Source organism: Brevundimonas sp. SL130 (genome assembly GCF_026625805.1).
In the GTDB taxonomy this organism is placed as follows: domain Bacteria; phylum Pseudomonadota; class Alphaproteobacteria; order Caulobacterales; family Caulobacteraceae; genus Brevundimonas.
This window is the reverse complement of the sequence record NZ_CP113064.1, coordinates 3,050,826-3,069,566: the sequence shown is the minus strand read 5'-3', so window position 1 is coordinate 3,069,566 and position 18,741 is coordinate 3,050,826. Positions and strand designations below refer to the sequence as shown.

At 66.4% G+C, this 18,741-nt stretch carries 18 protein-coding genes and 1 tRNA gene; 11 read left to right on the top strand and 8 right to left on the bottom strand.

Annotated features, from left to right (window positions below):
* Positions 1-29: 29 nt before the first annotated feature.
* Positions 30-1,301, top strand: coding sequence for a pentapeptide repeat-containing protein (locus OU998_RS15005; RefSeq protein ID WP_267514460.1), 1,272 nt, complete (start codon positions 30-32; stop codon positions 1,299-1,301).
* A gap of 7 nt (positions 1,302-1,308) precedes the next feature.
* Here the strand turns inward: OU998_RS15005 and metK are convergent, their stop codons facing one another.
* A complete protein-coding gene (metK, locus tag OU998_RS15000; RefSeq protein ID WP_267514459.1) occupies positions 1,309-2,514 on the bottom strand; it encodes a methionine adenosyltransferase in 1,206 nt (401 codons plus the stop codon).
* A gap of 154 nt (positions 2,515-2,668) precedes the next feature.
* On the opposite strand from metK, the gene OU998_RS14995 reads away from it, so the two are divergent.
* From OU998_RS14995 to OU998_RS14980, 4 genes are all read left to right on the top strand, one after another.
* Positions 2,669-3,115 (top strand): helix-turn-helix domain-containing protein, encoded by a 447-nt coding sequence (locus OU998_RS14995; protein WP_267514458.1) that lies wholly within the window; start codon positions 2,669-2,671, stop codon positions 3,113-3,115.
* Between the two features lie 28 nt (positions 3,116-3,143).
* The gene (locus OU998_RS14990; RefSeq protein ID WP_267514457.1) at positions 3,144-3,479 is read left to right on the top strand and encodes a hypothetical protein; all 336 of its coding nucleotides are present in this window, start codon (positions 3,144-3,146) and stop codon (positions 3,477-3,479) included.
* 134 nt (positions 3,480-3,613) lie between these two features.
* A complete protein-coding gene (locus OU998_RS14985) occupies positions 3,614-3,940 on the top strand; it encodes a hypothetical protein (RefSeq protein WP_267514456.1) in 327 nt (108 codons plus the stop codon).
* A gap of 45 nt (positions 3,941-3,985) precedes the next feature.
* Positions 3,986-4,318 carry a hypothetical protein gene (locus OU998_RS14980; protein WP_267514455.1) on the top strand — a complete coding sequence of 111 codons (333 nt, stop codon included), beginning with the start codon at positions 3,986-3,988 and terminating at the stop codon, positions 4,316-4,318.
* Between the two features lie 2 nt (positions 4,319-4,320).
* On the opposite strand, the gene OU998_RS14975 is transcribed toward OU998_RS14980, so the two are convergent.
* From OU998_RS14975 to hemC, 4 genes are all read right to left on the bottom strand, one after another.
* Entirely contained in the window at positions 4,321-4,674 is a 354-nt protein-coding gene (locus tag OU998_RS14975; RefSeq protein ID WP_267514454.1) for a helix-turn-helix domain-containing protein, read from the bottom strand.
* Positions 4,675-4,926: 252 nt separating this feature from the next.
* A tRNA-Thr gene (locus OU998_RS14970) sits at positions 4,927-5,002 on the bottom strand.
* 40 nt (positions 5,003-5,042) lie between these two features.
* Positions 5,043-5,759, bottom strand: a complete 717-nt coding sequence (locus OU998_RS14965) for a uroporphyrinogen-III synthase (protein WP_267514453.1) — start codon at positions 5,757-5,759, stop codon at positions 5,043-5,045.
* Complete coding sequence (hemC, locus tag OU998_RS14960; RefSeq protein ID WP_267514452.1) at positions 5,756-6,721, bottom strand: hydroxymethylbilane synthase; 966 nt, start codon at positions 6,719-6,721, stop codon at positions 5,756-5,758. The genes OU998_RS14965 and hemC overlap by 4 nt, the downstream gene beginning before the upstream one ends.
* On the opposite strand from hemC, the gene tsaD reads away from it, so the two are divergent.
* The 4 genes from tsaD to OU998_RS14940 all read left to right on the top strand — a co-directional run bounded on the left by tsaD (position 6,720) and on the right by OU998_RS14940 (position 12,121).
* A complete protein-coding gene (tsaD, locus tag OU998_RS14955) occupies positions 6,720-7,922 on the top strand; it encodes a tRNA (adenosine(37)-N6)-threonylcarbamoyltransferase complex transferase subunit TsaD (RefSeq protein ID WP_267514451.1) in 1,203 nt (400 codons plus the stop codon). The two genes, hemC and tsaD, sit on opposite strands and share 2 nt — an antisense overlap.
* Before the next feature lie 26 nt (positions 7,923-7,948).
* Positions 7,949-8,947 (top strand): NAD(P)H-dependent glycerol-3-phosphate dehydrogenase, encoded by a 999-nt coding sequence (locus OU998_RS14950; RefSeq protein WP_267516822.1) that lies wholly within the window; start codon positions 7,949-7,951, stop codon positions 8,945-8,947.
* Between the two features lie 5 nt (positions 8,948-8,952).
* On the top strand, positions 8,953-9,327 hold the full coding sequence (locus OU998_RS14945; RefSeq protein ID WP_267514450.1) for a Rieske (2Fe-2S) protein: 375 nt from the start codon (positions 8,953-8,955) through the stop codon (positions 9,325-9,327).
* 292 nt (positions 9,328-9,619) lie between these two features.
* Positions 9,620-12,121: a TonB-dependent receptor gene (locus OU998_RS14940; protein WP_267514449.1), complete on the top strand. Its 2,502-nt coding sequence runs from the start codon at positions 9,620-9,622 to the stop codon at positions 12,119-12,121.
* A 112-nt stretch (positions 12,122-12,233) separates the two neighbouring features.
* On the opposite strand, the gene OU998_RS14935 is transcribed toward OU998_RS14940, so the two are convergent.
* From OU998_RS14935 to OU998_RS14925, 3 genes are all read right to left on the bottom strand, one after another.
* Positions 12,234-14,618 (bottom strand): PAS domain-containing sensor histidine kinase, encoded by a 2,385-nt coding sequence (locus OU998_RS14935; protein ID WP_267514448.1) that lies wholly within the window; start codon positions 14,616-14,618, stop codon positions 12,234-12,236.
* 94 nt (positions 14,619-14,712) lie between these two features.
* Entirely contained in the window at positions 14,713-15,279 is a 567-nt protein-coding gene (locus tag OU998_RS14930) for a hypothetical protein (protein WP_267514447.1), read from the bottom strand.
* 64 nt (positions 15,280-15,343) lie between these two features.
* Entirely contained in the window at positions 15,344-15,751 is a 408-nt protein-coding gene (locus OU998_RS14925) for a CBS domain-containing protein (protein WP_267514446.1), read from the bottom strand.
* Positions 15,752-15,928: 177 nt separating this feature from the next.
* Between OU998_RS14925 and OU998_RS14920 the strand changes: the two genes are divergently transcribed.
* Both OU998_RS14920 and OU998_RS14915 read left to right on the top strand, forming a co-directional pair.
* The gene (locus OU998_RS14920; RefSeq protein WP_267514445.1) at positions 15,929-16,741 is read left to right on the top strand and encodes an isocitrate lyase/PEP mutase family protein; all 813 of its coding nucleotides are present in this window, start codon (positions 15,929-15,931) and stop codon (positions 16,739-16,741) included.
* A gap of 82 nt (positions 16,742-16,823) precedes the next feature.
* Positions 16,824-18,683: a monovalent cation:proton antiporter-2 (CPA2) family protein gene (locus OU998_RS14915; protein ID WP_267514444.1), complete on the top strand. Its 1,860-nt coding sequence runs from the start codon at positions 16,824-16,826 to the stop codon at positions 18,681-18,683.
* Positions 18,684-18,741: the final 58 nt, after the last annotated feature.

Sequence of the window (18,741 nt, the reverse complement as noted above, 5' to 3'; positions counted from 1 at the left end):
CTTAAGTCGATCGCCGTTAGTCTGGCGCAATGGCCCAGGCAGCTGAACCCATTGTGCGCAAGCGCCTGACGCAGGCTGAAGTCGATATCATCTGCGCTCGTCACGACCGGCTGTTCCAGGCCCGTCCCGGCGGCGCCCGGGCCGTCTTCGCCTGGATGGACATCTCCGGCCTCAAGCTGACCGGCCGCAACCTGGCGGACGCCGATTTCGCCGCCGCCTGTCTGGAAGGTTGCGACCTGACCGGCGCCAAGCTGGACAACGCCAATTTCTTTGGCGCGGACATGCAGGATGTGGTCCTAGCCGAGTCCAGTCTGCGTCGCGCCGATCTTCGTGGCGCCTGCCTGCGCGGCGCGGACCTGTCGGGCGCCGACCTGTTCGAAGCCGACCTGCGCGAGGGCACCATCGCCGCCGCCGACGCCAAACTGGGCTTCAAGGTCATCGAGCCCCGCCATCGCCAGGAGACCGAGGCCAGCGGCGCCTGCCTGGCCGGCGCCAATCTTCAGCGGTCCAAGATGTCGGGCGTCATCGCGATCAAGGCCGATTTTTCGGGCGCGGTGATGAAGGACTGCAAGATGATCCGCGCCAATCTCAAACAGGCCGACTTCCGGGGCGCGGATCTGGCCGGTGCAGACCTGTCCGGCGCCAACCTGTCCGGCGCCGATATGCGCGACGCCATCCTGGTGGGCTGCAAGATGACCATGTGGTGCGCCGACGGCGCCAATATGGAGGGCGCCCTGACGGATAAGAGCACCATCGGCGAGTCCGTTGACCAGATGCCGGCCGCCGAGATGCTGCGCGTCCATGCCCGCTGGTGCGAGACGGGTGGCGCCGAGGGACAGCCGTCCGTGTTCGACGGCGTCGACCTGCGTCCGCTGAAGTCGATCACGGGCCTGAACCTTACCGCCCTGTCGGCCAAGGGGGCGGTCTTCTATGGGTTGGACATGGAGGGGGTGCAGCTTCAGGGCGCACACCTCGAAAACGCTGACCTGCGCTCCGCCAAGCTTTGCCGCGCGGACCTTCGGGGCGCGCGATTGAAGAACGCGAAGCTGAACGGGGCAGACATGCGTGGGGCGCAACTGGGCCCCTTGCTGATCGGTGCGGATCGGCTGCTGCCCGCCGACCTTACCGGAGCGGTGTTGCGGGGCGTGGACCTTTCGGGCGCCGATCTGCGCCGGGCCGTCATGGCCGGAGCCGATCTGGGGCGGGCGACCTTGCACGGCGCCCAGACGCGTCAACTGGACCTGACGAACGCCAATCTGACGGGCGTTCGCGGCCTGGTCCTGGACGACCAGGCCGCCTGAGCCTTTTTTAGGCCAGCGCCTTCAACTGATCGACCAGATCGGTCTTTTCCCAGCTAAAGCCGCCCTCGGCGTCCGGCGCGCGGCCGAAATGCCCATAGGCGGTGGTGCGGGCGTAGATCGGCTTGTTCAGGCCAAGATGCTTGCGGATGGCGCGCGGCGTGGCGCCGCCGATCAGGTCCAGCAGCTTTTCTTCCAGCAGGATCTCCGAGACCTTGCCGGTGCCGTGCAGGTCCACGTGGATCGACTGGGGCTTGGCCACGCCGATGGCGTAGGAGATCTGGATGGTGCAACGGTCAGCCAGGCCGGCCGCGACCACGTTCTTGGCCAGGTAGCGGCAGGCGTAGGCGGCCGAACGGTCCACCTTGGTCGGATCCTTGCCAGAGAAGGCGCCGCCGCCGTGGGGGGCTGCGCCGCCGTAGGTGTCGACGATGATCTTGCGCCCGGTCAGGCCGGCGTCGCCGTCCGGGCCGCCGATTTCAAAGATGCCGGTCGGATTGATGTGCCAGACGGTGTCCTCGTCGGTAAAGCCCTCGGGCAGAACCTCCAGGATATAGGGTTTGACGATCTCGGCGACCTGCTCGGAGCTCAGGCCCTTGGCGTGCTGGGTCGACAGGACGATTGAGGCGGCGCGCTTGGGCTTGCCGTTCTCGTATTCAATCGTCACCTGGCTCTTGGCGTCGGGCTCCAGCTGTGAGCCGCCGGCGTGACGCACCTCGGCTAGGCGCTTCAGAATATTGTGGCTGTACTGCAGGGTCGCCGGCATCAGTTCCGGCGTCTCGTTCGAGGCGTAGCCGAACATGATGCCCTGGTCGCCCGCGCCCTCGTCCTTCTCATTGGTCGAGTCGACGCCGACGGCGATGTCGGCCGACTGGGCGTGCAGGAAGCAGGCGTAGTCCGCCGTCTCCCAGTGGAAGCCGTCCTGCTCGTAGCCGATGTCCTTGACCGCGGCGCGGACCAGCGGCTCCAGGCTGTCGATAATGGTCTGGGTGAAGGCTTCGTTCTGTTCCTTGGTGTTGCCGGGCTGGGTCGCACGGACCTCGCCGGCCAGAACGATCCGCTGAGTGGTGACCAGGGTCTCGCACGCCACGCGGGCCTCGGGATCCTTGGACAGGAAGGCGTCGACGACAGTGTCCGAGATGCGGTCGGCCACCTTGTCGGGGTGTCCTTCGGACACACTTTCCGAGGTGAAGAGGAAGGAGGAACGAGTGGCCAATAGAGGCTCCTGTCTGTGTCAGCCGACAAACTTATCCGTCAAACATATAAAGACATGTTTATATGTTCAAGTGATCTTCCCGTATTGGGTGGCCGCACGTCCCATCTGGTTGTCATTGCAAATTCCTCTATGACAAGGGTGGGGGAGCGCGTGAATGTCTGAAAGTCTGTCGCCGAGAGAGATCGAGTGTGTTCGCCTGGCCGGCCTCGGTCTTGTGGACAAGGAGATCGCCGCGCGTCTGGGCATATCGCCGCGAACCGTCGGCAATCACCTGCATCGCGCCTATGGCAAACTGGGCGTGTCCGATCGTCGGTTGGCCGCGCGGCGGCTGAGTAGCGCCTACTCAGGGGAGCCGATACTCATTTCCCATGTCGGCGAAGACGGGCTTGTTGAGCGGGCGTCGGCCGGACATCCGGAGGACGACGGCCGGGGACTTCCGGCCGCCTGGTTCCTTCCTGCGCCGCCTCGCGGCGTCGGCGGGAGGTTGGCGGTCATTGTCGCAGGGGCCGCCGTCGCCCTGTTGCTCGCCATCGGGATCGTGACGGCAGGCATGGTGGTTCCCTCCCTGTTTGATCGGATCGCTCCTGAATGGGCTCGCTGACGCGGGAAACATCTTGGAGGATGAAGCAATGAAAAACATGCAAGTCGGGCTCAGGGTCGCACGCCAGGTCAGAACCGCGGAACACGCGGTCGATCAGGCCATGATCGAGGTCTGCAAGCTGATCCAGACGTCGCTGGAAGGGCGGGTCGAGGCGCGCCTGGCGGCCGAGGTCGGTCAGTCGGCGCTGGAAGACATTGTGATGGGCCTCAACCGGCTCGCCACGGTTCGCGCAGCCGTCACCTCGGGTCACGCGGGTCTGGCGTCTGTGGCGGACGCGCACCAGATCGGGTGGCGGATGGACGGCATGCACGAGAGCAAGTCTAATCCTGTCGCGCAGGCCGACGTACTGCACCTCGTGGCCTGATCGGCGTCGACGGCATGCCATCTCCGCTCTGGGTGTTTGGCGTAGGCCTTACCTATCTCTCGCTGGTTCTGCTGATCTGGAAAGGGAAGCGACCAGAGCGAGAGGCTGCCGCGGGCCTGTATTTGGCGCAATTGTTGTCCGGGTGGGTCGATCATCTTGCCGTGGGGGAGTTTCGCTGGGCGGTGGCGTTGGTGTCCGCCGGGCTGCTGGCCTGGCTCGCCCAACTCAGCCTTCGCTATGATCGGTGGTGGCTTCTGCTCGCCGCCGGCGCCCAGCTTCTGGCGCTGGGCACCCATGTGTCGGCCCTCGTCGGACCGGACGCCCTGACATGGTCGATCGTGACCACCCGCATGGTGGCCTGGGTTGAAATCATGGTCCTGGGACTCTTCGGCGTCTGGGAGGCGAACGCCGCCCCCTACTCCAATCAGAAGTCAGAGCGCGCCAAGCCGCGCCTGTCTTGAAAGACAAGGATATCAACTGTGACGGCTAAATCGCTCGCGAACTTCATGCCGCTTTTCAGGTCGTGGTTCGAAACTGCGCATGTCGCAGACAAGCTCGGCGTCTCCAGCCTTGCGTCCAGCGGCGATAACCTGCTGCTAGCCGAACTGGATCTTGGCCCGATGGTCGAGGCCGAGGCGCGCTTGCTGAACCACGCCCCGTCCAGCGCGGTCGAGGCCGCCTGCCTGTTGGAAATCGTCCGTCAGAACATCACCGACTCAGGCCGTTCGGACCGGCTTGATGCGCGAGCCCTGGAAGCCGTCCAGTCGTGGCTGGCGGACCTGACGGTTGGCGGGGAGGCGGGGCCAGCCATGGAAAGACTGCTTCAACCCCGCCCCTGATGTCAGCCGCGCAGCCCCTTGGCGATGACCAGCAGGGCGTCGCGCTTCTCGGCGTCGCGGATGCTGCGGAAGGCTGAAAGCAATTCCGCCACCCCAGGGGAGGCGAGAACCAGTTCGTCGCCTTCTGCCGTCTCCAGTTCACCCAGCAGAGCGGCGCCGGTCGATTTCAGAACGGCGGCGATCTGCAGCAGTCGGGCGGCCGATACACGGTTCACGCCGCGCTCGTACTTCTGGATCTGCTGGAAGGTCACGCCGGCGCCGGCGGCCAATTGGGCCTGGGTTATGCGGAGTTCTTCGCGGCGGCTGCGGATGCGCGCGCCGATGGCGATGTCGATGGGATCTACTGTGTCGCTCATCTTTGCCTTCGGGGGGAGACGATAATGCCGCCGTCAGGCCCCAAATCATCGAAGGCGTCAAGCCGTAGCTGCACTTTAGAGGAATGCTACGTACTCAGAATATTGTTCTTATCAACTATGAAGCGAATATCAAGGTTAATGTATCGAGTCTACAATAATTAATCTCAGAAAGACTGCGATAGGCTTCAGTTCTGAAGCGCCTAAGACGAGCTCGGCGTTTGCTTCTGACTCGCGGCGCTGAAAGCCGCGAGGTGGTGCCGCTTGCGTGACTCGAACACGCGACCCCCTCATTACGAATGAGGTGCTCTACCGGCTGAGCTAAAGCGGCCCGGTTGCGAAGGCGAAACAGCCCGCGCGAGAGGGGCTCTTTATACGGGCGTATCGCGCTTGCCAAGCGCCGCTTGCAAGGTCGCCAACAATGTCGCCTCGTCGGGGTGTTCAGACACGGCTGGGGTCAGGCCGAGGGCGATCAGGGGCGCTGCGGCTGCGGCCGAGATACAGGCGTAAACCATGTCTGATTGGGCCATGTGGGACGCCAGCGCCTGGCCGCCGCGCGGGGAATGGATCAGCACCGCGTCGCAGACGGGCGGCCTGAGCCGTTTGCCGGTCGTGCGATACACGCTCAGCATCGTGACGGCGATGTTGCGGGCGTCTGCGGCCTTCAGGGCGGCGGACAGGTCGCCGGCGGGCGTCTCGGCCTGGGCCGCCAGCAGGACCGCGTCGCTCAATTCTGCAGCGATCAATCTCGCCAGGGCGGTCAGGTCGCCATCAGCGGAACGGACGGCGACGAAGCCGGCCTGACGCGCGGCCTGGGCCGTGGCCTTGCCGACCGCGAAGACAGGACGGTCGCGGCGCGGTGTCAGGGCGGCGAAGGCGACGACGCCATTGGGGCTGGTGAAGGCCAGGGCGGCGAACCGTTCCAGGTCTGGAAGGGCCGGTTTCAGATGTTCGACCACCAGCAGCGGATGGACGAGCGGCTCGAACCCCATGTCGCGCAGGCGCGCTGCGGTGCGCGACGCGCCCGGCTCGGCGCGGGTGACCCAGACGCGCGGTTTCGCCGGTGTGTCGCGGCGAGGGGCGGTCACCCGTCCAGGGTCGAGGGATCGACCTCCTGATCGCCGGCGAAGGCGTGGACCTCGCCGCCCAGCCGCTGGCCCAGGGCGCGGGCGTCGGCCTCGTTGGGTTGGAACAGTTCGCCGGCGCGGCGCCAACGGGCCGATCCGTCGGGGCTGAGCATTTCGGTGGTCAGACGCAGGGTGTCGCCCTCGATCAGGGCATGGGCGCCGACCGCCGTCCGGCAGGACCCCTCCAACGCCGTCATGGCCCCCCGTTCGGCGGCGACGGCGACGGCGGTTTCAGGGTGGTTCAGGGCGGCGATCCAGCGGGCGTTCAGGGGGGCGTCGATGTCGGCGGCGCGGGTCTGGATGGCCAGGGCGCCCTGGCCCGGCGCCGGCAGGAAGGCGTCCAACGACAGCTTCTCGCGAATATGTTCAGTCACGCCCAGCCGGGTCATGCCCGAGACGGCCAGCAGTATGGCGTCGAAATCCCCGTCGGCCGCTCGCCGCAGCCGGGTGTCGATGTTCCCGCGCAGCATTTCGATCTTCAGGTCCGGCCGCAGGGCCAGGGCCTGGGCCTGACGACGCAGGCTGGCCGTGCCCAACCGGGCGCCGAACGGCAGTTGGTCGAAACTGGCGAAGTCGCGGCTGATGAAGGCGTCGCGGGCGTCCTCGCGTTCCGGGATCGCGGCGATACACAGGCCCTCGGGCTGTTCTGCGGGGACGTCCTTCATGGAATGGATGGCGATGTCGATCCGGCCGTCCAGCAGGGCTTCCTCAATCTCCTTGGTGAATAGGGCCTTGCCGCCCAGCTCCATCAGGCGGCGGTCCTGGATCCGGTCGCCGGTGGTGACGATCTCGACCAGGGGCACGGCGGCCTCGATCTCGTCTTCGGGCACGCCCAGCGCGCGGCCGATCGCCCGTTGCATCATGCCGGATTGGGCCAGGGCCAGTTTCGACCGCCGGGTGCCGATGCGGAGAGGAAGGGTCATGATCGTTGCTTACCGGACGCCGGATCGCTACCTCGACCCGATGGAGAGTTCCGCCGACTATAGCAGCGGCGCCGCAGCGGCAACTGGACGGGATGTCCCCCCCGTTCCTGGTGAAGCCCTGACGGTGCTGGGTCTCGAGACCAGCTGCGACGAAACCGCCGCCTCGGTGGTGCGCCTGCACCCGTCCGAGCGGGGCGGCCGAGCCGAGGTCCTGTCCTCGGTCGTTCACAGCCAGATCGACGATCACGCGGCCTATGGCGGCGTCGTCCCCGAAATCGCCGCCCGCAGCCACGTCGAGATGATCGCCGAGGTCACGCGCCGCGCCATGGCCGAATCCGGTATGGGCTATGAAGAACTGGACGGGATCGCCGCGACCGCCGGGCCGGGCCTGGTCGGCGGGGTCATGGTGGGCCTCAGCTTCGGCAAGGCGGCGGCCCTGGCGCGCGGCCTGCCCCTGGTGGCGGTCAATCATCTGGAGGGGCACGCGGTCTCGGCCCGATTGGGCGAGGAGGTCGCCTATCCCTTCCTGCTGCTGCTGGTTTCCGGCGGCCATTGCCAACTGCTGGAGGTGCGCGGCGTCGGCGACATGAGCCGTATCGGCGCCACCATCGATGATGCGGCGGGCGAGGCGTTCGACAAGATCGCCAAGGCGCTGGGGCTGGGTTATCCCGGCGGGCCGGCGCTGGAGCGGCTGGCGGCCCAGGGCGACGGCTCGAAGATCGACCTGCCGCGCGCCCTGCTGGGGCGCAAGGATTGCGACTTCTCCTTCTCGGGCCTGAAGACGGCGGCCTTCCGTATCGCCCAGACGTGCGAGACCGAGCAGGATAAGGCTGATCTGGCCGACGCGGTCCAGAGCGCCATCGCCCGCCAGTTGTCGGATCGATCCGAGCGGGCCCTGGCCGCCTATGCCGAGACCCATGAGCACCGGTTGTTCGTGGTTGCGGGCGGCGTCGCCGCCAACAAGACCATCCGCGCCACGCTACAGGCGACGGCCGCGAAACACGGCTTCGACTTTCTGGCGCCGCCCATGGCCTATTGCACCGACAATGCCGCCATGATCGCCCTGGCCGGCGCTGAACGGTTGGCTTTGGGCCTGACCAGCGACATCGACGTGGTCGCTCGGCCGCGATGGCCGCTGGACGAAGCCCGTGCTCTGGCCGATCCTTCGCACAAGCCGGGCCGCAAGGGCGCGAAGTCATGACCAAAGAGACCGCCTCGGGAGGGCGCATGGAATTCCGCACCGCAGGGGTCATCGGCGCCGGCGCCTGGGGCACGGCCCTGGCCCAGGTCTGCGTCCGCGCCGGGTTGGATACGACGCTTCAGGCGCGCGAGCCGCAACTGGCCGACACTCTGGCGACGACGCGGACCAATGACCTGTATCTGCCGGGCGTGCCCCTGGCCGAAGGTCTCAAATTCACCGCCGATCTGGCTGATCTGGGCGACTGCGACCTGATCCTGGCGGTGCCGCCGGCCCAGCATATGCGCGCGACCCTGACGGCCTTCGCCCCCTATCACCGGGCCGGCGTGCCGGTGGTGCTCTGCTCCAAGGGCGTCGAGCGGGGCACGATGAAGCTGATGACCGAGGTGCTGGCCGAGACCCTGCCGGACGCCCCGGCGGCGGTTCTGTCCGGCCCCAGTTTCGCCGGCGAGGTGGCGCGCGGTCTTCCGACCGCCGTCACCCTGGCCTGCGCTGACGAATGCCTGGGGCAGGCCCTGTTGAACACCCTGTCGGCGCCCGGCTTCAGACCCTATCTGGCCACCGACCTGGTCGGCGCCGAGGCGGGCGGGGCGTTGAAGAATGTTCTGGCCATCGCCTGCGGCGTGTCCGAGGGACGTCAACTGGGTCGCAGCGCCCACGCCGCCCTGATCACGCGCGGCTTTGCGGAGATGACCCGCCTCGCCGTCGCCATGGGCGGGCAGGCCGAGACCGTGGCGGGGCTGTGCGGTTTGGGCGATCTGGTCCTGACCTGTTCCAGCCCCCAGTCGCGCAACATGAGCTTGGGCCTAGCCTTGGGCCAAGGCCGGACGGTGGAACAGGCCTTGGCGGGCAAGCGCTCGGTGGCTGAGGGCTATGAGAGCGCGCCGGCTGTGCGCGCCCTGGCCGCCCGACTGGGTGTGGAGACCCCCATCGCCGAGGGCATCGCCGCCCTGCTGGCGGGTGAAATCACTGTGGACGGCCTGATCGACGGCCTGTTGTCGCGCCCTCTGAAGGCAGAGCGGGTCTGACCTCCGTGTCCGACGAAGCGACCGAGCGCAAGCGAGTCTGGAAGACGCCGCCCGGCGTGGCTTTGTGCGCCGAGGCCGATATCGCCGATCCTGGCTCGCGCGGCTTCGTTCTCCAGATCGGCGAGGCCTTTTTTCACGGCTTTGTGGTGCGTAAGGATGGGGTGGTTGCGGGCTGGATTGACCGCTGCCCGCATGCCGGCTTCCCCATCGCCATGGAGCTGGACCGCTATCTGACGCCTGACGGCGCCTTGATCCTGTGCGGCTGGCACGGCGCGGTGTTCGAGCCCCTGACCGGCGAGTGCAAGGGCGGCCCCTGTGCAGGCGGGCGGCTGACGTCCTGGCCGGTGGTTGCGAGCGCAGGGATTATTCGCACAGCCTGAAGTCCTGCTTGGGCTGACGAATCTGGTCCGATATTGCGTTTGCGGCCGCTGCTCATGGGTGCGGGCGTACATGTCATGTTAGATATATTGATTGCCTCAAATGTCGTGGTGATGTCATTGTGGAAAAGGCAATGCATTCTAATGTTTCGCTATTGAAATATTGGGGCAAAATACTGTGATTGTCATTTATACTTCACATTTTTTTCGAGAATTGTTCTGCTGAACCGATTACCGGGCGAGCGATGGGAGAGCCGATACGGCCGCCCGTACGCATCAATCGGGGATCGATTAAATGACAAGCCGCAAACAGCTGATCTGGGCGACGACCGCCCTGGCCGGCGTCCTCTCTCTCGCCGGAACCGCCTCCGCCCAATCGACGGGTACGGAAGCCGCTGAACTGAAGGAAATCGTCGTCACGGGTCAGCGCGGTCCGCGCACTATCGACGGCGTGATCACCGCCGAGTCGGTCGGCAAGAGCCGTTCGACCATCAATCAGGAACTGATTTCGACCCAGGCCTCGGGCCAGTCGATCAACGAGGTCCTGAACCTCGTCCCTGGTATGAACTTCACCAACAACGACCCCTATGGTTCGTCGGGCGGCAACATCCGTCTGCACGGCTTTGACGGCCCCCGTATCGCCCAGACCTTCGACGGCATGCCGCTGAACGACTCGGGCAACTATTCCCTCTATACGAACCAGCAGCTCGACAGCGATCTGATCGACAAGGCGACGGTCAACACCGGCACCACCGACGCCGACAGCCCCACCGCTTCGGCCACCGGCGGCACGATCAATATCTCGTCCATCACCCCGACCGAAGACTTCGGCGGCTGGGTGCAGGGCTCGCTGGGCGACTTCAACTATAAGCGCTTCGCCATGCTGCTGAACACCGGCGCCGTCGGCCCCTGGGGCACGCGCGCCTGGTTCGCCTATTCCGACCAGTCCTATGACAAGTTCAAGGGTCTCGGCGACCTGAACAAGACCCAATACAACGCCAAGATCTACCAGCCGATCCGCGACAACGGCGACTTCGTTTCGCTGGCCTTCCACTGGAACCGCAACCGGAACAACGCCTATAACGGCCCGTATCTGATCCAGTCGGCCACGGACTCGCGGTCAGACGTCGAAGTCAGCCCCTATGGTTGGGACGTCGACTACGTCAACACCTATACGGCGCCGACCTTCCGCAATGGGACGGCCGACACCGACAGCAATACGACCAACTATTACGGTCTGCGCATCAACCCGTCCGACACCGGCAATATCCGGGGGCAGTCGCGCTTCACCCTGGCCAAGGGTCTGACCTTCACCTTCGATCCGTCGTTCCAGTACACCCTCGCCAACGGCGGGTCGCAGCAGACCACCTTGACCGAGACCAACGCCCTGCTGCGCGGATCGCAGACCTCGGGCGGCGTCGATCTGAACGGCGACGGCGACACGCTGGACACCGTCCGCGTCATGGCGCCGTCGAACACCCACACCCAGCGCTACGGCATCAACACCTCGCTGCTGTGGTCGCCCAGCGAGAACCACTCGTTCCGCCTGGCCTATACGTTTGATTGGGCGCGTCACCGCCAGACGGGCCAATACGGCTATATCGACTATTCGGACCCGACCGCGCCGGTCTTCGCCGACATCTGGGGCGGCCTGAAGGAAGAGAGCAATCGCATCGTCAACCTGGACGGCTACGCCCTGCGTTCGCGTGACCGCCTGTCCTATGCCGAACTGAACCAGTTCGCCGTCGAATACCGCGGCAAGTTCATCGACGACCACCTGCGCCTGAGCCTGGGCGTCCGCGCCCCCTTCTTCAAGCGCGAGATGAACCAGAACTGCTACTCGGCCAAGGGCACCAGCTCGGTGCTCTGCACCACCCAGACCGCGACGGTCTCGCCGAACTCGACCACAAACTACACCTACTACCGGTTCGGAACCTCGACGACCGACTACATCGCACCCTACAGCCGCGAGAAGTCGTTCGACGACATCCTGCCGAACCTGAACGCCACTTGGCGCTTCAACTCGGCCCACAGTGTTTACGGCTCTTATGCCGAAAGCCTGACCCTGCCGCGGACGGATAATCTGTACACCGTGACGTACAACGCCGACGGCGACCTGGTCAGCCCGATCGTCGATCCGGAGAAGAGCAAGACCTTCGACATCGGCTATCGTTACCAGAGCGGAACCCTGATCGCCTCGGCCAGCCTTTGGTACAGCCAGTTCGAGAACCGCATCCTGTCGACCTATGACGAAGAGACCGGCATCTACGCCGACCGCAACGTCGGCGACGTGGATCTGAAGGGCTTCGACGCCCAGCTGGGCTTCTCGCCGATCGAGTCCCTGTCGGTCTATCTGTCGGCCTCCTATAACGACAGCGAGATCAAGGACGACGTGGTCTACAACTCGACCACCACCTATGCGACGGCCGGCAAGACCCTGGTCGAGGTGCCGGATTGGACCTTCGGTCTGCGCGCCCAGTACGAGACCGGTCCGCTTCAGACGGGCGTTCAGGTCAAGTACGTGGGTGAACGCTGGGTCACCGACGTCAACGATCTGAAGGTCGACGCCTATACGACCGTCAACGCCGACGCCCGCTTCGACCTGGGCTATTTCGGCATGGCCGGCACCTATGTGCAGCTGAACGTCATCAACCTGTTCGACGAGGACTATTATGGTTCGCTCGGCACGATCGTGACGGTCACGCCGACCGAGCCGGGTTACAGCGCGTCCAGCCGCCCGTATGCGTCGCAAGGCGCGCCGCGGACGATCCAGGCCTCGGTCCGTTACGCCTTCTGATCCCCTGTCAGGGTCGCCGCCTGCGGGCGGCGACCCTAATGCAGGCGAAACGCCCCGGAGCTCAGGCTCCGGGGCGTTTTTGTTTGGGGTGTATGCGTTCGGACTGGCCGCTTCAGGCGGCGAAGGCGACCTTCATCGGGGTGATCGAAGAACTGGGCCGCCGCGTGGGCAGGTCGAAACTGACCACGGTGCCGACGCCGGGCTCGCTCTGGATCGCCAGTTGGCCGCCGTGCAGCTCGATCAGCGACTTGGTCAGGGCCAGACCCAGGCCGGTCCCCTGGGTCGTCTTGGAGTGCTGCCCCTCGACCTGTTCGAACGGCCGCGCCAGCCGGGACAGGTCCTCTGACGCTATGCCGATGCCGGTGTCGGTGCAGGCGATCCGCACGCGACCCTCACCGGCCGGGCCCTGGAAGGGCGTCAGCGACAGTGTGACGGCGCCGCCCTCGGGCGTGAACTTCACGGCGTTGGAGATCAGATTCAGCAGAATCTGCTTCACGCCCCGCTGGTCGGCCTCGATGTCCGGCAGGTCCCCGGCCTCCACGGTCAGGGTCAGGCCCGAGTCCTGCGCCCGGCCGCGCATCAGTCGGATCGCGTCGTCGCACACCTCGCGCAGCGACACGGCTTCGTAGTGAAGGGTCATCTTGCCGGCCTCGATCTTGGCCATGTCGAGGATGTCGTTGATCAGGCTGAGCAGATGCTGACCCGACTTCAGGATGTCCCCGGCATAGCCCTTGTACTTCTCGCCTATGGGGCCGAACAGCTCGGCGGCCATGATTTCCGAGAAGCCGTTGATGGCGTTCAGGGGCGTGCGCAGCTCGTGGCTCATATTGGCCAGGAACTCGGACTTGGCCTGGCTGGCGGCCTCGGCCCGGGTCATGGCGACTTCGTATTTCCGCGCCAGCTGGGACAGCATCTGCTGGCTGGATTCGAGCTGGGCTACGGTCCGGCTCAGATCCTCGACGGCGCGGCGGCGCTCGGCCTCTTCGCGCTTGATGGCGGTGATGTCGGCGGCGGTGACGACCGACCCGCCTTCGGAGGTGAAGCGTTCGGACAACTGCAGCCAGCGCCCGTCGTGCAGCTCGACCTCGCGCAGGCCCGCGCGGCGGTGCGCCGGCGCGTGTTCCGCCTTGATCGCCAGGGCGGCGATCCGGTTCAGCTCATCTTTCACCGCGCCGCGTCGCACCACGCCGCGTTCGAACCCGAAGGCGTCCTCGAAGGCCTGGTTCGACAGGATCAGGCGACCGTGCCGGTCAAACAGGACGAAGGCCTCGGAAATGCTCTCGACCCCGTCCCGCAGCCGGCTCTCGGCGGACTGGGCCGCCGCCTTGGCGCGGCGCGCCTCGGTGATGTCCAGCGCCACCCCCAGAATGACCGAAAACCCGGTCTCGCCCCGTTCGCCGCGCGCCTGGCCCCGTGCATCGATCCAGCGCGTGCGTCCCGCCTCGCCAGGGACGGGGAAGGTCACTTCGAACGCGCCATAGGCCGAGGCCTGGCGCAGGGCGTGCTGCACCTCGTCGCGGAAACGGGGGTGGATGCGGGCCATCACCGCGTCGCTCGATGTCACGCCGCCCCGTTCGAAGCCCAGCAAGGTCGCCATATAGTCTGACAGGGTGACTTCTTCGGCTTCCAGATCCCATTCCCAGACGCCGCAGCGGGCGGCCTCCACGGCGATGCGGAACCGGCGCTCGGACGAGGCCCATTCGCGGCTGGCGCGGGCCCGGCGCACGCCTTGCCAAAGGAACAGGCCGATGACCCCCAGCCCAAGGACGATGGGCGGGACCAGAACCCAGGAGTCGTCGATCATCGCGGCCAGTCCGTGGGCCGGCGGCTCGCCCACCGCGACGACATACGGGCCGCCGGCCGCGACCGGCGCGGCCGCGACGGTGCGTTCGCCCTGGTTGGTCTCGATCGCACGCGGCTGTTCCAGGGAGGCCAGATCCGCAGCCGTTAAGCCCAGCACGGACTGAGCGGTCTTGCCTTGTTCGTCGGCATTTGAAGAGGCCAGGACGATCCCGGCGGCGGATACGATCCGCACCCCGGCGCCCTTGACCAAGGGCGGGGTGATCTGCGCCTCAAGCCTGCGCTCCCACAGGTCTGACCCCGGTACGGCGAGGCTGCCTTCGCCCTGGCGGGCCAGGAGGGCGCCGTCGGCGCCGGTGACTGTGAAGCCGATGTCCGGCGCGGCCCGACGCGCCGCCTCCACGACTGCGATGGGTTCGGCGTCCTCGCTCAAGGCGTCCTCGCCGGCGTTCAGGCCGTCGCGCGCGGCGCGCATCAGGGCTGCGGTCTGGCTGGCTGTCAGCCTCGCATTCAGGCTCAGGTTTTCTTCGCTAAGCCGCAGAGCGTCACGGGTCGGGCGGCCGGCTTCGCGGGACAGCAGAAGGCCATATCCGGCTGTGGCCAGGGCGAGAACCAGAACCCCTATCCGCATCCAGGTCAGGGCGCCCGAGGCGCGGTCGGTGGCGCGTCGCCCCCGCCCTTCCTGCCTCCGCTCCATGCCTCGCAAGGCGCTCTCCCGACCAAATCAGCTTCAGGGGAATCTAGGCTGTGTCGCGGATTCCTGTCGAGGCTTGGTTAAGGGTTTCTGAACCTCAAGCCGCCGTCGCCGGGGATGGAATTCTTGAAGGCGGGGATTCCACTATTTCGGTGACCGGCTGCAGCGTGTCGCGAGCCTGGCGCGCCAGGGCCAGAACGGCGGGCGGGGCGTCGTCCGGCGCCTCGGCCACTAGATCGATCAGGCTCTCGGCCAGTTGCATCAGACGCGGGGCGGCCGCGATCAGACGGGCCTGGAATTCGATCTTCTGAGGATCGCGATCATACTCGGCCCCAGGCACGCGCCAACCGCCCCAATCGGCGGTATCGGTCACGACCACGGGATAGGTCCCGGGCTGGGGATGATGCAGACAGTCTTCCTCGGTCTGCCACTTGTTGCGGGCGCGCAGCAGGCGCCAGTCGCCGACATCGGCGCCGGCGGCGTCTTCAGCCGCCATCATCAGTTCAGTGGCGGCGAACTCGCGACCCAGGCCGACGTCATAGGTGACGCGCACCGGCTCGTCGAAACCCTTGGCCCAGACCGGCTGGACCTTTTCGATCGTGGCCCATGCGCCGACACATTCGACCCAGACCTTCTGACCCTTCTGGAACTGCGCCCGCGCCATTCCACCCTCCAACGATTTCCGTAAGGATGAATGATGGACGTTAGCGTCGGGTGTGAGGGTTGGGTTAACGCGAAATACTCTCCAGCGTTTCGCCGGCGTACTTCTCCTTGACCCGCGGGGACAGGTCGCCCAGCGAGATCACCCCGACGATCCGACCATGTTTGTCCACCACGGGCGCGCGTCGGATCTGGCGCGATCCCATCAGGTCGAGAACCGACTTCAGGTCATCGGTGTCCAGGACCGTCTGCGGATCGCGGGTGATGTATTCGACCACGGGGGCCGTCGGGGCCGCTCCGGCCGCCACGGCGCGCACGACGATGTCGCGATCGGTGATGACGCCGATCAGCTGGTCGCCCTCCGCCACAGGCACGAAGCCGAAGTCGCCCTTCGCCATCCGCGCGGCGACCTCCTGAATCGTATCGCCGGGGCGGGCGAGGTGGACATCCCTGGTCATGACGTCGCGGATTTTCATCGGATTTCCTTGTGGAGGCTTGGCGGCAAAACCCGTCGAAGGCGGCGGAGTTCCGCTGTGACCCGGCGATGTGCCGCGAACGGAGGCCGTCACGCCGTCATTTTGACCGCGTCCGAAAATCGCCAGCCCTTGGAGGTGGATTTGATGTCAGATGGCGCATCCAGACAGGAGATCAGCATGACCGACCAGACACGTCGCGCCCAAGGCTTCCGCGACCTGCATCGCCAGGGCGGTCTGATTCTGCCGAACGCCTGGGACGCCGCCAGCGCTCGGGTGTTTCAGACCTCCGGGTTCGCCGCCGTGGCCACCACCAGCGCAGGCGTCGCCTGGGCGCGCGGCGCTCGCGACGGCGAGGGTCTGACGCGCGCCGAGATGATGCGGGAGATAGCGACCATCGCCCGCGCCCTCGATCTGCCGCTGAACGCCGACGTCGAGGCCGGCTACGGCCCCGCTGCGGTCGATGCGGCCGAGACCGCGCGCCAAGCCTGGGCGGCCGGCGCCGTCGGCGTTAATTTCGAGGACGCCGACTATGCTGCGCCCGGCGCCCTCGCATCGGTTTCCGATCAGCAGGCCCGCATCGCCGCGATGCGCGACGCCGCGCCTGAAATGGTCATCAACGCCCGAACGGACGTCTTCCTGTTGGGGCTGGGCGACAGCGACGCTGTGCGCGTCGGGATGGCGATCGAACGGGGTCGCGCCTGGCTGGAGGCGGGGGCGGATGTCGTCTTCCTGCCGGGCGTGACCGATCCCGCCGTCGTGAAGCGTCTGGCCGATGGCGTCGGCGGGCCGATCAGCCTGATGGCGGGGCCGAACGCGCCGCCGGCGACGGCGCTGTTTGCGGCGGGCGCTTGTCGGATCAGCACCGGTCCCTATCCGATGCTCGCCATTCTGGAGCGGTTGAAAAGCCTGGCCGACGGACTGGCTGAAGATTGGTCGGTCATGTCCCCTGCCGGAGACGGCCTGACGAAAATCGGCGTTGTCTTTGGTTGATCACGGCGTTGGTGTGGGCGGATAGGGCTCGCATTATCGTGTTCGCTTCCCCAATATTGTCGCTCGCATATCAGGGGGCGTGATGGCTGAAGCAGCGACGGGACTGGATCTGGGCGCGGCTGCGGCCCTGCTGGCGGCGGGCGTCATCGCCGTGCCGGTGTTCAAGCGGGTCGGGCTGGGCTCCGTGCTCGGCTATCTGGCTGCGGGGCTGGCCATCGGGCCGTTCGGACTGAAGCTGTTCCAGGAACCCGAGACCATCCTGCATGTCGCCGAGTTCGGCGTGGTCATCTTCCTGTTCATCATCGGGCTGGAGATGCGGCCCAAACGCCTGTGGGGGCTCCGGAAAGACATCTTCGGGCTGGGCGCCGCACAGGTGCTGTTCTGCGGCCTGATCCTGACCCTGACCGCCATGTTGGCGGGGTTTTCGGCGCCCGTGGCCTTCGTCGGCGCCATGGGCTTCGTCCTGTCGTCCACCGCCGTCATCATGCAGATGTTGGAAGAGCGCGGCGAGGTCGCGGGCGGCCCCGGCCAGCGGTCCGTCTCCATCCTGCTGCTGGAAGACCTGGCCATCGTGCCGCTTCTGGCCATTGTCGCCGTCCTGGCCTCGGTCCTGGGCGTGGCCAACGAGCAGGCGCCGCCCCTGTGGCAGACCATCGGCTTCGCGGTTGCGGCGGTCGGTGGCGTGCTGCTGGCGGGCAAATATCTGGTCAATCCGATCTTCCGTCTGCTGGCCCGCTACGGCGGGCGCGAGGTGATGACGGCGGCGGCCCTGCTGGTGGTGGTCGGCGCCGCCTGGGCCATGTCGCTGGGCGGACTATCGATGGCCATGGGCGCCTTCCTGGCCGGGGTGCTGCTGTCTGAGTCCACTTTCAGGCACCAGTTGGAAGCGGATGTAGAGCCCTTCCGCGCCATCCTGTTGGGTCTGTTCTTCCTCAGTGTCGGCATGTCGCTGGACCTGTCGGTAGTGGTCGCCGACTGGCGTCTGGTCGTCGGCGGCGTGGTCGCCTTCATGGCGGTCAAGGCGCTGGGCATCTACGGCGTGGCCCGGCTGTTCAAGGCCTCGCACCACGAGGCGGTCGAACGGGCGGCCCTGTTCGCTCAGGGCGGCGAGTTCGCCTTCGTCCTTTACGGTGCGGCGGTGACGGCCGGCCTGTTCGACGCCCAGGTCGGGGCCATGCTGTCGGCCATCGTCATCCTGTCCATGGCCCTGACGCCCCTGACCAGCCTGCTGACCCTGCGCCTGCTGCCCAAGCCGAGGGTGTCTGCCGAGGACGCCGAAGGCGTGGATTTCGCCAAGGATCTGCGCGGTCAGGTTCTGATCATCGGCTTTGGCCGCTTCGCCCAGGTGGTGTCTCAGCCGCTGCTGGCGCGGGACGTGGATGTCTCGATCATCGAGAACGACGTCGAAATGATCCAGGCCGCCTCGCAGTTCGGGTTCAAGGTCTATTACGGCGACGGCGCCCAGCTGCACACCTTGCGGGCGTCCGGCGCGGATGAGGCCGAGATCGTCCTGGTCTGCGTCGACAAGCCCGAGGTCGCCGACCGCATCGTCGAACTGGTCAAGTCCGAGTTCCCTACGACCAAGATCATGGCCCGCGCCTTCGACCGGGGCCATTCGATGCGGCTGATCCAGGCCGGGGTCGATTATCAGATCCGCGAAACCTTCGAGTCGGCGCTGAAATTCGGCGAGCGCGCCCTGGTCGAGCTGGGCATGGACGAGGGGCAGGCGGCCGAGACCGTCGGCGATGTCCGCCGTCGCGACGAGGCTCGACTGGACCTGCAACTGACCGGCGGCATAAAGGCCGGCCGCCAGCTGATGCGCGGCAATATGCCGACCCCACAGCCCGCCCCCTACATCAAGCCGCGCCGCGAGGGCAAACTGCTGAACGAAGACGAGGCGGGGCCGCCTGCGCCGGTCATGCGGGAAGCCGTCGGCGACTGAGGTCGAAGTCGCCTGTTCGCTTCCTCTATCCACCCACGCCCCGATCATGCTTTTAGAG

Bases quoted from the DNA above. Each gene is read 5' to 3' on its own strand.
- OU998_RS15005 (WP_267514460.1), top strand. From the start codon at position 30: ATGGCCCAGGCAGCTGAACCCATTGTGCGCAAGCGCCTGACGCAGGCT.
- OU998_RS14995 (WP_267514458.1), top strand. From the start codon at position 2,669: ATGTCTGAAAGTCTGTCGCCGAGAGAGATCGAGTGTGTTCGCCTGGCC.
- OU998_RS14990 (WP_267514457.1), top strand. From the start codon at position 3,144: ATGAAAAACATGCAAGTCGGGCTCAGGGTCGCACGCCAGGTCAGAACC.
- OU998_RS14980 (WP_267514455.1), top strand. From the start codon at position 3,986: ATGCCGCTTTTCAGGTCGTGGTTCGAAACTGCGCATGTCGCAGACAAG.
- OU998_RS14975 (WP_267514454.1), bottom strand. From the start codon at position 4,674: ATGAGCGACACAGTAGATCCCATCGACATCGCCATCGGCGCGCGCATC.
- tsaD (WP_267514451.1), top strand. From the start codon at position 6,720: ATGATCGTTGCTTACCGGACGCCGGATCGCTACCTCGACCCGATGGAG.
- hemC (WP_267514452.1), bottom strand. From the start codon at position 6,721: ATGACCCTTCCTCTCCGCATCGGCACCCGGCGGTCGAAACTGGCCCTG.
- OU998_RS14950 (WP_267516822.1), top strand. From the start codon at position 7,949: ATGGAATTCCGCACCGCAGGGGTCATCGGCGCCGGCGCCTGGGGCACG.
- OU998_RS14940 (WP_267514449.1), top strand. From the start codon at position 9,620: ATGACAAGCCGCAAACAGCTGATCTGGGCGACGACCGCCCTGGCCGGC.
- OU998_RS14935 (WP_267514448.1), bottom strand. From the start codon at position 14,618: ATGGAGCGGAGGCAGGAAGGGCGGGGGCGACGCGCCACCGACCGCGCC.
- OU998_RS14930 (WP_267514447.1), bottom strand. From the start codon at position 15,279: ATGGCGCGGGCGCAGTTCCAGAAGGGTCAGAAGGTCTGGGTCGAATGT.
- OU998_RS14925 (WP_267514446.1), bottom strand. From the start codon at position 15,751: ATGAAAATCCGCGACGTCATGACCAGGGATGTCCACCTCGCCCGCCCC.
- OU998_RS14920 (WP_267514445.1), top strand. From the start codon at position 15,929: ATGACCGACCAGACACGTCGCGCCCAAGGCTTCCGCGACCTGCATCGC.
- OU998_RS14915 (WP_267514444.1), top strand. From the start codon at position 16,824: ATGGCTGAAGCAGCGACGGGACTGGATCTGGGCGCGGCTGCGGCCCTG.